This window comes from Clostridium sp. (assembly GCF_032552055.1).
Classification (GTDB): Bacteria; Bacillota; Clostridia; order Clostridiales; family Clostridiaceae; genus Clostridium.
On record NZ_JAWGSV010000096.1, the window covers coordinates 1 to 11,037 of the forward strand.

10 protein-coding genes, 1 pseudogene and 1 other annotated feature are annotated in these 11,037 nt (G+C 28.7%); of the genes and pseudogenes, 1 reads left to right on the forward strand and 10 read right to left on the reverse strand.

Annotation, left to right across the window (positions count from 1 at the left end; genetic code table 11):
- Nucleotides 1-44 precede the first annotated feature (44 nt).
- The 8 genes and pseudogenes from E6248_RS08235 to E6248_RS08270 form a co-directional block, all read right to left on the reverse strand.
- Nucleotides 45-1,136 carry a YARHG domain-containing protein gene (locus tag E6248_RS08235; RefSeq protein ID WP_316340338.1) on the reverse strand — a complete coding sequence of 364 codons (1,092 nt, stop codon included), beginning with the start codon at nt 1,134-1,136 and terminating at the stop codon, nt 45-47.
- Between the two features lie 402 nt (nt 1,137-1,538).
- Nucleotides 1,539-1,799 (reverse strand): annotated as a pseudogene (locus E6248_RS08240) (family 1 glycosylhydrolase); the annotation flags it as partial.
- A 184-nt stretch (nt 1,800-1,983) separates the two neighbouring features.
- The gene (locus tag E6248_RS08245) at nt 1,984-2,511 is read right to left on the reverse strand and encodes a putative immunity protein (RefSeq protein ID WP_316340339.1); all 528 of its coding nucleotides are present in this window, start codon (nt 2,509-2,511) and stop codon (nt 1,984-1,986) included.
- A gap of 63 nt (nt 2,512-2,574) precedes the next feature.
- Complete coding sequence (locus E6248_RS08250) at nt 2,575-2,985, reverse strand: peptide deformylase (protein WP_316340340.1); 411 nt, start codon at nt 2,983-2,985, stop codon at nt 2,575-2,577.
- Nucleotides 2,986-3,413: 428 nt separating this feature from the next.
- Nucleotides 3,414-3,854, reverse strand: coding sequence for an ACT domain-containing protein (locus E6248_RS08255; RefSeq protein WP_316340341.1), 441 nt, complete (start codon nt 3,852-3,854; stop codon nt 3,414-3,416).
- 78 nt (nt 3,855-3,932) lie between these two features.
- Complete coding sequence (locus E6248_RS08260) at nt 3,933-4,154, reverse strand: hypothetical protein (RefSeq protein WP_316340342.1); 222 nt, start codon at nt 4,152-4,154, stop codon at nt 3,933-3,935.
- 119 nt (nt 4,155-4,273) lie between these two features.
- Nucleotides 4,274-4,798, reverse strand: a complete 525-nt coding sequence (locus E6248_RS08265; protein ID WP_316340343.1) for a nucleoside recognition domain-containing protein — start codon at nt 4,796-4,798, stop codon at nt 4,274-4,276.
- A gap of 11 nt (nt 4,799-4,809) precedes the next feature.
- Nucleotides 4,810-5,385, reverse strand: coding sequence for a nucleoside recognition domain-containing protein (locus E6248_RS08270; protein ID WP_136007923.1), 576 nt, complete (start codon nt 5,383-5,385; stop codon nt 4,810-4,812).
- Between the two features lie 116 nt (nt 5,386-5,501).
- Here E6248_RS08270 and E6248_RS08275 point away from each other — a divergent pair, with 116 nt between their 5' ends.
- Nucleotides 5,502-5,687 carry a hypothetical protein gene (locus tag E6248_RS08275; protein ID WP_316340344.1) on the forward strand — a complete coding sequence of 62 codons (186 nt, stop codon included), beginning with the start codon at nt 5,502-5,504 and terminating at the stop codon, nt 5,685-5,687.
- Between the two features lie 410 nt (nt 5,688-6,097).
- Here E6248_RS08275 and E6248_RS08280 read toward each other — a convergent pair whose 3' ends face one another.
- Together E6248_RS08280 and ileS are read right to left on the reverse strand one after the other, a co-directional pair.
- Complete coding sequence (locus tag E6248_RS08280) at nt 6,098-7,099, reverse strand: LacI family DNA-binding transcriptional regulator (RefSeq protein ID WP_316340345.1); 1,002 nt, start codon at nt 7,097-7,099, stop codon at nt 6,098-6,100.
- Between the two features lie 165 nt (nt 7,100-7,264).
- Nucleotides 7,265-10,375 (reverse strand): isoleucine--tRNA ligase, encoded by a 3,111-nt coding sequence (gene ileS, locus E6248_RS08285; protein ID WP_316340346.1) that lies wholly within the window; start codon nt 10,373-10,375, stop codon nt 7,265-7,267.
- 264 nt (nt 10,376-10,639) lie between these two features.
- Nucleotides 10,640-10,886, reverse strand: a binding site (T-box leader).
- Nucleotides 10,887-11,037: the final 151 nt, after the last annotated feature.

Below are 11,037 nucleotides of genomic sequence, written 5' to 3' on the forward strand. Positions count from 1 at the left end.
CCTATAAACTAAAAATTCTTAAAGCAATTATCACTTTTTATATCTTATAAGTCATGATCAAAAGCTATATTCATTCTTTTCTTTTCTTCATTTAATATTAATTGTAAATTCTTATTTTCTATTTCTGTTAAAGCTAAATCATTACCTACATCATTATTTATTTTGAACCAGGATTTACTCAAGAAATGATCTTTTATTTCTTTTGTAGAAAAGTTCAAACCATATCTGGCATATATTTCATTTCTAGCAATAATTAGTTCCCAATCTGTTAATTCGCTTATTTTATCTGCTGACTGTAATTGTCTATTACTTGATTCCAATACATAGTCTCTTTTTATATCTCCAGCTTTTTCATAAGCTTTCTTTAAGTATTCAATGCTTCCTAACATTTCAAAATTCAATGCTTCTATCTCTGATGGCAAAATCCCATCAAATTCAGGATTTTCCTTATACCAACTTTTGCTTTGAAAGTATTTTTTCAGGTTTTCTTTTCCAGTGAAGCTATAACCATATCTTGCAAGCATTTCATTGCGTGCTATGAATATTTCATCAATTGTATAATCATTTAACTCTGAAAATGTTATTTCTTTAGTGTTGCTTGTACTTATGACATATTCATTTTTAAGTCTAGGTGATTTATCTAACCTATCTTTATCCATTTGCCATTTATTTTCTTTATTATTATCTTGAGGTTTATCTTCATTATCCTCAACTTCATTATCCTCAGCTTCATTTATATCTATTTTCTGATCAACCGAATTATCTTCACTAATCTTGTCATTAACCTTACCAGCTTTATCATTATACTTACTTTTAATAACATAGGCAGCCGTAACTACTAACCCTACAACTAATATTATTGAAGTAACTATGATAATTTTATTTTTCCATCCATTTTTATCTGACTTTTGATATTTTTCTTCGTCTTTATACTTATTATTAACTTCTGTATTATGTAAATCTTGATTTTTTAAATTACCTTCAATATTATTTGATTTATCTGTATCTTTATTTACTATATCTTGGTCCTTATAACAATCTGAAACTTTCACATTTTCAGTTATCACAGGTTTTCCACAATTAGTGCAGAATTTTTGTTCTTTATTTAATTTATTCCCACACCTTGTACAAAACATAATTATCTCCCCCTTTAGCATTATTATTTATATTATCCAGATTTATCCCTTCTTTATTATAAACTTTTTACCAATCTTGTCCATATTTTCGACAAAACTAGATTAAAATTATATCTCCATTGTATTATTAACCATTTTTTTGAATTACTTTTTAATATTTATTAATATAGTCTAAATTTGTTACTTTAACACTTCTTCTTCAACTATGTATCTATATTTAATGTAGTAATTTCTCTATTTATTCTTTAGTTAAGTTTATCTACTTTTCAGCTTCTATTTCCTTAACAAGAGTTGATTATACTAATTCTTAAGTTAATCCCTTAATATTATTTAATATATAGAAAAAGCTATTTGAACAAAAGTTCAAATAGCTATTTTATTTAATGATAAATTATTTTAGTCTAAATCTTCACCATCTATATCTATTGCATTTCTCATATCTTTTATATGTTCTCTTAAATAGTTTATACGATAATCATCATTTACATTTACATTTTCATCTACAACATCTACTGCTCCTAATCCATTCTCAGCAATAAATAATGGTTTTTGATAACGATCATATAAACTATTTAATGTAATACGGAATCCTAATGGATCTATTTGTCATCCCCATTCACTTTCTTGTAAATAAGGATTTCTTAAGGTTAGGAATACCTTCCCTTGTTATTCCTTGAAACTAATTAAAATTCTTTAAAAAGAAATATTGTTATGAGCTAGTGTTATTTCTAAACTATAAATTTATAAGTTTCATTTTGTCACTAAGTATTTTTGTTATCATATATTCATTTATATATATAAAAAATACGCAGGCTCAATGCTACGTACTTTTAAATCAATTTCTATATTAACAATACCAGTTTATCTTTGCAGGATTAATCTCATCTTTTATAGCGATTTCACGTAAGGCTTCCTCCATTTTCTTGCACTCTCTTGCTGCAATTTCCTCATAAACCTCTTCATTTTCATTAACACCAACAGATGAATATGCTATGGCTGCTGCACCATAAAATACAAGTCCTAGAGAGCTGGTTACAGTATTAATAGTTGTAGTTGTTGCCCCAATTGCCCTAGCTGCTGCTTGTGCAGCTGGATTTCCTTCTGCTTCTCTTGCTGCTACTTGAGCTTCCTTTATAATTTTCTTTGCTTCTGCTAGTTTAATTCTTCCATCTAGCCATTCACTAGTTGCATTTAATGCATTCCTTAAACGAGTATCCTCAGGATAATCTTTTTCATAAATAGGTAAAATATTCTCCCTTGCATATTCATTACACCATTTTACAATAGTATTTTTGCTTTGTGTTTCTATTAATCTCATAAGAGAAACAATATATGGTGAATCTGCTTTTCCAAGCATTTTTCTTACTTTAGCCATAATAACTCCTTTTTCTTAAATGTATTTTCAAATTGATAATTTCAATATAATTAATTTTATATATTAGATTATTATACCTTCAAAATGATCTACTTCATGTTGAATAATCTGTGCTGTGAACCCAGTAAATGTTTGTTTGTGTTTCTTGAAGTTCTTATCAAAATATTCCACTTGAATTGTTTCATATCTTGTTGTTTTTCTAAAACCATTTAAAGATAAACAGCTTTCTTCTGTTTCATAGCTTTTCTCTTTCTTTACTATAACTGGATTCACCATAGGAATTATAATATCACCTACACTAAATACTAATATGCGTTTTTTAACTCCTATCATATTAGCTGCCATACCAACACAATACTCTAAGTTTGCTCTCAAGGTATCTACTAGATCATCTATAACCGCTATATCTGCTTTAGTTGCAGGCTCTGATTTCTGTCCTAAAAATAATACATCCTTTACAATTGGTCTTATCATAATTATTCAATCCTTTCTAATCTCTTTAATTAAACAATCTTCATCATTTGTATTTTTAGTTAGCTTATTTTGAGAATACAACTTTAAAATCTTCAAAAACTACGAGCATATTTTCTGAAAACTCATATCCAATTTCTCTGTCAACTCAAAATGAAAACACTCTATACATTGTGTTAAGTGATTCTTATCATTACTATCTAAAAATTCTTTCCAAAATTCATCCTTATTCAAACCATATAATCTCTCAAAATATAAATAATCTGATTCCAAACTTCTATTTATCTAATCCATATTTACCAATAACTTACTAAAATAATTATAACATAAGCCAATGATACTTATCATTGGCTTGATTTTAATATTTTATTATTTTCTACTTAATTAAGCATATCCATTATACTTCGTATTAATAAAATTAACTCGTCCTTTTATTCCATGGCCAAAACCTTAACACTTATAACATTTTGCAATAATCTTAAAGTATTAACTAAATGTTTTATATCCTTTGTCATATTAGCTATATCTATTGTTATTGTAACATTCGCAGCCATATTTATGGGAATATCTTGACTTATTGTTAATATGTTTCCCTTATTGAAAGCTATACAATCTAAAACCTTTGAAAGTGTTCCAGCTTCATGCGATAGAAGCACTACTAAAGTAATTTTCTTACTGTTTATTCCTTCAGACATAGGAAATATATAATCTTTATATTTATAAAAAGTACTTCTACTAATTCCTGTATTTTTTGTAGCTTCACTTATATCCTTATATTTCCCTGTTAATAAACTCTCCTTAACCTCTAGAACCTTCTTAAACACCTCTGGAATAACTTTATCGCTAACTATATAATATTTATCTCCTGCCATCCCTTCACCACCTAAAATAAAAAAATAAGCCATATATTTATCTATTATATAGCTTATCTTGTATAAAATATATATTATTTACAGTTTGTTTATATTAATTCTATTTGATTTCCTAGTTTTATTTATATAAATCTTAATTAAGGAAACTACAATAGACATTACTCCTCCTAATGCAAAGCACAATTCTATATTATCAAAAAACAATCCAATTAATACTCCAATTCCTACTCCGTAAGCTAAGTAAATTGAAAGAATTTTTATTTCATCATCCGACAAAAATAATTTGTCATTCCATTCCATTAATTCATCACTTCCCTCCCTCATTTATATATTCATTATAACTTATACATCTTTAAAACTAGTTACAAAATTATTACATATAAGTTTATTTTTATTAATATTCAAATCAATTATTTAATCTATATTAAAAATCTAAGAACAATAAAAATAGATACTATTATAGCAGTCATATCTGCCAATAAAGCTGCCCAAACAGTATGTCTAACTTTCTTTATTTGCACGGCTCCAAAGTATACTGTAACTGTATAAAAAATAGTTTCTGTAGTTCCCATAATTACTGAAGCTATTAGTCCTATGTAACTATCTGGACCATAATTCTTTAAAATATCTGTTAATATTCCCATTGCTCCACTTCCTGATAAGGGCTTTATAAGCACTAAAGGAATTACCTCTTTAGGTAGTCCAATAACACCAGCAATTGGAGAAATCATATTATTTAATATATCTAATAACTTAGCTTCTCTAAAAATATTAACTGCAATTATCATTGCTAACAAATAAGGAAATATATTTACACAAACCTTAAGTCCTTCCTTAGCTCCTTCTATAAACCACTCATATACTTTTCTTCCTTTTATCATTCCATAAGTAATTATAATAATAATTATTATAGGTATTATACTTTTAGTAATATATTCAAACATAGACAATCCCCCTAAAAATATCTTTGAAGTAGCTTACAGAGTAATACTCCTGTAACTGCTGCAAACGTACTAGCTATTACCGCTGGTAAAATAATCATTCCAGGATTATTAGAATTATAAGCTGCTCTAATAGAAATAACTGTAGAAGGAACTAGTTGAATACAAGCTGAGTTTAATACTAAAAAAAGAGTCATATCATTTGAAGCTGTTCCTTTATTTTTATTTAACCTATCCATTTCTTGCATTGCTTTTATTCCAAAAGGTGTAGCTGCATTACCTAACCCCATCATATTAGCAGTTATGTTCATCACTATTGCCCCAAGTGCTTTTTCATCCTTAGCTGCTTCTTTAAAAATAAGCTTTAATATTGGCCTTAGAAGTTTAGCTAACTTATTAGTAAATCCGCTTTTTTCAGCAACCTTCATTACTCCACACCAAAAACACATGAGTCCAACTAAGCCAATAATTAATGAGACTGTAGAATCAGCAGAATTAATTACTGCCTTAGAAATTCCTTCTCCATTACCTGTTAATAATCCTACTAATATACCTAAAAATATCATTACAAACCAAATATAATTAATCAAATTTTCACCTCTTCGCAATTACTCCTATAAATATATGACTTGAATATAGCTTTTATTAGTGATAGGATGAATATAACTAACAATAATTATGTTTAAACACATAAAGGAGATTAATTATGAAGGAAGAAAACTTAAAAATAGCACAAAAAGATATTGATGATGCATTAAAAACTGTTGAAGATATGGTTAATTTTATTGACGAAGCTGACTTATCTAAAGACCTATTGAAGGAAAAATTCATTACTTTAACTGAAAAAGTTCAAGAATTAGAAAACATATTAAAAGTTGAAGGAATACTATAATAGTATCTTTTACATAACAAGTAAAAATTTATAACGGAATTATAAAAGATGCTGTTACATAATGAAAATTTAATAGAAAAACTCCTTATGGAGTTTTCAAAAACAATTTTTTAGTAATTCTAGAAGAATCACATTAATAATCACTAATTAAAATTAATAAAAATATGAAATTTAATATAAAAAAGCAACTTCAATTAGAAGTTGCTTTTTTGACCATAACCTTTTTTGGTTAGTTACCCATACTAATCAAAAACAATAAATTCTCATATCATAGCTGAATTTGAAAACGTTTGTAAATTATAATTTAATTATAACATGGTTTTCATTACCTTTCAATAGAAATAGAAAAAAGAAATGTAAAAAATTATAACTTACATACATTTCTTACATTTCCTTCATTTAAACATAAATTATTTCTTACAACTATCTCTCTCAACAAATAAATAATCTAATACAAATTGAGATTCTTCTACTTCTTTCTTATTAAGAAGTTTAATTAACATTCTCATAGCAACAGATCCCATATCATAGCTTGGTTGTTTAACTGTTGTTATCTTAGGATAGAATACTGAAGACATAATATTATCATTGAATCCTATAACGCTTACATCTTCTGGAACTTTCTTTCCGTTCTCTCTTAATGCATTTATAACACCCATTGCAATTTCATCTGAAGCACAAACTACAGCATCATACTCTTTTTTGCTTGATTCAAAATGTTGAACAGCTTCATATCCACTCTTAACTTTTAAACCCTGAGCATATATTAAATCCTCATCAATAGATATCCCTTTTTCTTTTAATGCATTTTCATAGCCTATGTATCTATCTCTCCAAGCATTCATATTATCTTTCTTAGCTCCAGCAAAGGCTATTTTCTTCATACCCTTATTTAATAAGTATTCAGTAGCCTCTTTTACAGCTTTTATATTATCTATAGTAACACTTGGTAATCTTTCTTCTTTATCCTTAGTTTCAACTAGAACAGTAGTTACGTTTAACTCATTTATTATCTCTAATGTTTCTTCTTGCAGGGATGAACTCATATAAATAACTCCATCAACCATTTTTTCTTTTAGTACTCTTAAGTATTCTTTTTCTTTTTCAATATCAAAATCAGAGTTACATAATATTACATTATAATCATAAATATTTGCAACATCCTCAGCTCCCCTAACGATTTCAGGATAAAATCCACTTGAAATATCAGGAACTAATATTCCAACAGTCTTTGTCTTTTGAGTTTTTAAACTTCTTGCCACTATATTAGGTCTATATCCAAGCTTCTTAATTGCTTCTAGAACCTTCTTTTTCGTGTCCTCGTTTACAACATCTATGTCATTTAAAACTCTGGAAACAGTAGCAATTGAGACTCCCGCCTCTCTAGCAACATCTTTTATTGAAGTAGCCATATATCATCACTCCATTTTTTTAATAGTCTTAATCTCATTTTAACAGTAATTATACTCTTTGAAAATAGTTTATACAATAATCAATATTTTTCTTTAATTATTTATATATTATAAAAAGTTAGAAGTCCCCTATTGAAAACTTCTAACTTTCTAAACAAATTCTGTCTATCCAACTACAACTACTGTCATATTTAGCTTTTCACCATTTATAACAGTTTCAGTATAATCAGCATCTTCATTTACTGCAATTTCTTGAGTTAATGTTTCCCTCTTTATTACATCTGCATATTTATTGATAACATCAAGTAACATATCGTTATTTGCAACAAATAGCTTAATCTTATCAGCAACTTCAAAGCCCTTTTCTTTTCTCATGTTTTGGATCTTTGAAATAATTTCTCTTATTTGTCCTTCTTCTTTTAACTCTTCTGTAATAGTAGTATCAAGAACAACTCCAATTTGGCCTTCTCCAGCAAAAGCATATCCTTCTAAACCTTGCATAGTAACTAATACACTTTCACTATTTAATACTATTTCAGTTCCATCAACATTAATAGTTTCAGTTCCACCACTTTGTAGTTTTTGAGCTAATTCCATTTGGTTTCTTGCTGCTATTTCTTTTCTTATTCCAGGAATTAATTTACCATATTGTCTACCAAGTACAGGTAAGTTAGGTTTAATTTCAAAGTTAACATATTGTGATAAGTCAGCTCCAAATTCTACTACCTTTATGTTAAGCTCATCCTTTATAATATCTCCATAGTAAGTTGGAATCGCATCTGTAGATAATAACATCTTAGAAAGTGGCTGTCTATTCTTAATGTTAGCACCATTTCTTGCACTTCTTCCAAGCTTAACTATTGTATAAGCTAACTCCATTTCCTTTTCTAAGTTCTTATCTATAGCATCTTCACAAACTTCTGGCCATTTGCATAGGTGTAAACTTTCTTCTGCTGAATTATCTAAACCTACTACTAAGTTTTGATAAATTTCTTCTGTTACAAATGGTACAAATGGAGCAGCTACTTTTATTAAAGTAGTTAACACTCTATATAGAGTAACATAAGCACCTATCTTGTCATCAGTTAAATCTTCTGCCCAGTATCTTGATCTATTTCTTCTTACATACCAGTTTGATAACTCATCTGTAAAATCTTCTATAATTAAAGCAGCTTGAGTTATTTGATATGAAGCTAAGTTTTCATCTACTTCCTTTATTACTGTGTTAAGCTTAGACATTATCCACTTATCCATTACATTTTCTGATTTAAAATCTTTATAATCTAATGGATTAAAGTTATCTAATTCAGCATATAACACGTAGAATGAATATACATTCCATAAAGTGCTTAAGAACTTTCTTTGAGCTTCTGAAACATCATCAACAGAGAATCTTGTTGGAAGCCAAGGAGCACTTGCAGTGTAGAAATGCCATCTTGTAGCATCTGCACCTTGTGAGTCTAATACTTCAAATGGATCTACTACATTTCCCTTTGATTTTGACATCTTTAAGCCCTTCTTATCTAATACGTGGCCTAAAACTATACAGTTTTCAAATGGGTTTCTATCAAATATAGCTGTTGAAATAGCTAATAATGTATAGAACCAACCTCTTGTTTGGTCAACAGCCTCTGAAATAAATTGAGCTGGGAAGTTTTCTTCAAATAGCTCTTTATTTTCAAATGGATAGTGTAATTGAGCAAATGGCATTGATCCTGAATCAAACCAACAGTCAATAACTTCAGCTGTTCTAGTCATTTCCTTACCACACTTAGAACACTTAAGTTTAATTCCATCTATATATGGCTTGTGAAGTTCAATATCATCTGGAACATTAATTCCTTTTTCCTTTAAATCAGCTATACTTCCTACACATTCCCTGTGTCCACAATCACATTCCCAAATTGGAAGTGGTGTACCCCAGTATCTATCTCTTGATATACCCCAGTCAATAACATTTTCTAAGAACTTACCAAATCTACCTGTTCTTATATTGTCTGGATACCAGTTAATTTTATCGTTATTTTCTAAAAGCTTATCTCTAAGCTTAGTCATTTCAACAAACCAGCTTTCTCTTGGGTAGTAAAGAAGTGGTGTGTCACATCTCCAACAATGTGGATATGAGTGAGTATGCTTTTCAGCTTTAAATAGTTTATTATTTTCTTCTAAATATTTAACTATTGACTCATCACATTTCTTAACGAATTTTCCTGCCCATGGAGTTACTTCTTCTACAAAGTTACCACTAGCATCAACTAAGTTAATAAATCCAATTCCATTTTTCTTAGCAACTAAACTATCATCTTCACCATATGCTGGAGCTATATGAACTATACCAGTACCATCTGATAAAGTTACGTAATCACCATGAATAACTTCAAAAGCTTTTCCATCAACTTTTCCAAATGGAAGTAATCTTTCATATTTAGTTCCTAGTAATTCAGTTCCCTTGAACTCTTTTACTACTTCATAATCTTCTCCTAAAACTTTTGGAGCTAATTCTTTTGCAAGAACTAAAATTTCATCTCCAACTTTAGCTTCTATATAATCATAAGCCTTATTGATACATAGTGCTAAGTTAGATGGTAAAGTCCAAGGAGTTGTTGTCCAAGCAAGTATATACTTATTTTCTTCTCCTTCAACCTTAAACTTAGCTATAGCAGTTAAGTCCTTAACATCCTTATATCCTTGTGAAACCTCATGAGAAGAAAGTCCTGTTCCACATCTTGGGCAGTATGGCATTACCTTATGCCCTTTATATAAAAGTCCTTTTTCCCATAATTGGTTTAATGCCCACCAAACAGATTCAATATATGAATTATGATATGTAACATAAGGCTTTTCCATATCAACCCAATATCCAATTTGGTCAGTCATTTTTTCCCACATGTTAACATAAGTAAATACTGAGTCCTTACATTCTTTAACGAACTTTTCAACTCCGTATTCTTCTATTTGCTCTTTTCCTGAGATACCAAGTTTCTTTTCTATTTCTAGCTCAACTGGAAGTCCATGAGTATCCCATCCAGCCTTTCTAATTACCTTGTATCCCTTCATAACCTTATATCTTGGGATAATATCCTTCATAACTCTTGTTAATACGTGTCCTACGTGTGGTCTTCCATTTGCTGTTGGAGGGCCATCATAGAATGTAAAATACTCACCATCTTGATTCATATCAAAGTTCTTCTTAATTACATTCTTCGCTTTCCAAAGGTCAGCTACTTCTTTTTCCATGCCTACAAAACCCTTTGGTAATTCAACCTTTTTGTACATAATTAAACTCCCTTCTTGTGATTTAAACTTATTTAAAAGCTACTTTGCTTTCCTAGTAATAAAGTTAATATTTATTTTTTAACAATTCTTATAAATAAAAAGTATAAATTATAATATTTAATGCTTTCTAGAAAGATCCAAATCACTAAAATATGATATTTCATATTTCGAAGATATTGGCTACTTCATTATTATGTTAATACCCTTATTCTTTGCACTATTTCCTTATTATATTTCCTAAATATAATAAAAAAACTTCGCCCACAATAGGACGAAGATTATTCGCTATACCACCTAAGGTCATAATTTCACTTATATTACTGAAATTATTAATTTCGAGCACTAACATACTCTATCTTTTAACGCAAGCTAACGTGACGACCTAATAAGCATTTTACCTTTCAGCCTCAAACTCCTAGGTGATTTTCCCTAATCTTCTCTATGGTTTTGCACCTTCCAACCACTCTCTTAAAGAATCCAATTAAGTACTTTTCCTAATCATAGTTTTTATTTATAAAAGTCATATATATGCTTTCAATTAATATAATTTACTTTCAGAATTATTTTTCACTTAAAATAATATAAATCCTCAAAATGTAGATTAATTATTGAAACATATATATTATTCTACTACAAAGTAAATTAATATAAAAGTATATATA

What these genes read in the sequence shown, in the direction of transcription:
- E6248_RS08235 (WP_316340338.1), bottom strand. Translation starts at nt 1,136, where the DNA reads ATGTTTTGTACAAGGTGTGGGAATAAATTAAATAAAGAACAAAAATTC.
- E6248_RS08245 (WP_316340339.1), bottom strand. Translation starts at nt 2,511, where the DNA reads ATGGCTAAAGTAAGAAAAATGCTTGGAAAAGCAGATTCACCATATATT.
- E6248_RS08250 (WP_316340340.1), bottom strand. Translation starts at nt 2,985, where the DNA reads ATGATAAGACCAATTGTAAAGGATGTATTATTTTTAGGACAGAAATCA.
- E6248_RS08255 (WP_316340341.1), bottom strand. Translation starts at nt 3,854, where the DNA reads ATGGCAGGAGATAAATATTATATAGTTAGCGATAAAGTTATTCCAGAG.
- E6248_RS08260 (WP_316340342.1), bottom strand. Translation starts at nt 4,154, where the DNA reads ATGGAATGGAATGACAAATTATTTTTGTCGGATGATGAAATAAAAATT.
- E6248_RS08265 (WP_316340343.1), bottom strand. Translation starts at nt 4,798, where the DNA reads ATGTTTGAATATATTACTAAAAGTATAATACCTATAATAATTATTATT.
- E6248_RS08275 (WP_316340344.1), top strand. Translation starts at nt 5,502, where the DNA reads ATGAAGGAAGAAAACTTAAAAATAGCACAAAAAGATATTGATGATGCA.
- E6248_RS08280 (WP_316340345.1), bottom strand. Translation starts at nt 7,099, where the DNA reads ATGGCTACTTCAATAAAAGATGTTGCTAGAGAGGCGGGAGTCTCAATT.
- ileS (WP_316340346.1), bottom strand. Translation starts at nt 10,375, where the DNA reads ATGTACAAAAAGGTTGAATTACCAAAGGGTTTTGTAGGCATGGAAAAA.